Below are 724 nucleotides of genomic sequence, written 5' to 3'. Positions count from 1 at the left end.
CTCAAACTTGTAACCATCAAATCTCCCGTAACCCCTTATCCCTCAAGAGTTTAGACACAAAATAATGCTAATCAGCTCTTTGAAACCATCTGGTTAGTAACTTTGGAGCTTGATCCAAAAAGGTATCAACTAAAGATTCAAGGACTTTATCAGTAAGAAGCCCTGTCTCTTCCAATTTTTCCATAAACAGCTGAAGTAGGTAATGAAGTGCTTGTCTAAAACTAAGGTCTTCGATTTCTCTGCCCATGATGAAAAAGAGGTCGCCAAAACTCCTCTGATCCGTATCTAAACGTCCTTGATAGGCAATCATACTATAGGCAAGACAGACTCCTGTTGTATATCCAAAGAGTTCATCATAAGAAAGGCTTTGACAACGTGTCAAGCGCAGATATTGCTTGCACATCTTGAAATAAACCTCTATTGCCCACCGTTTACCATATGTTTGGATGATTTCTTCTTCGCTTAAAGAGGTATCGGTGCTGGCAAGAACGAGATAGTCGTTTCTTTTATTACGATTGCGTACAAAAACCAGTTTTACTGGGATTTCCTCCTTGTCATAAGTCGTTGTTACGATAAGGCTCAGTAAATATTTAGCACGCCCGCGACGTTTCGGATATTTCTTATACAATTGCTTAACGGATAGACGTTCTCCTTGGTAATTGTAGTAGACTTTTGAAGTTTTCTTGACCATGGCAATGACATGGAGATTGAGTTGACGAATAGA

The 724-nt window shown here is 39.4% G+C and carries 1 protein-coding gene; it reads right to left on the bottom strand.

What is annotated here, in order from left to right; genetic code table 11:
* Window positions 1-67: 67 nt before the first annotated feature.
* Window positions 68-724: IS4 family transposase (locus DHL47_RS13210; RefSeq protein WP_209552184.1), on the bottom strand; the 657-nt coding region annotated here is incomplete at its 5' end.

The organism is Streptococcus panodentis (genome assembly GCF_017884005.1).
GTDB classification, from domain to species: Bacteria; Bacillota; Bacilli; order Lactobacillales; family Streptococcaceae; genus Streptococcus; species Streptococcus panodentis.
Note: the sequence above shows the minus strand (reverse complement) of the source record. Positions and strands in the feature narration are given on the sequence as shown.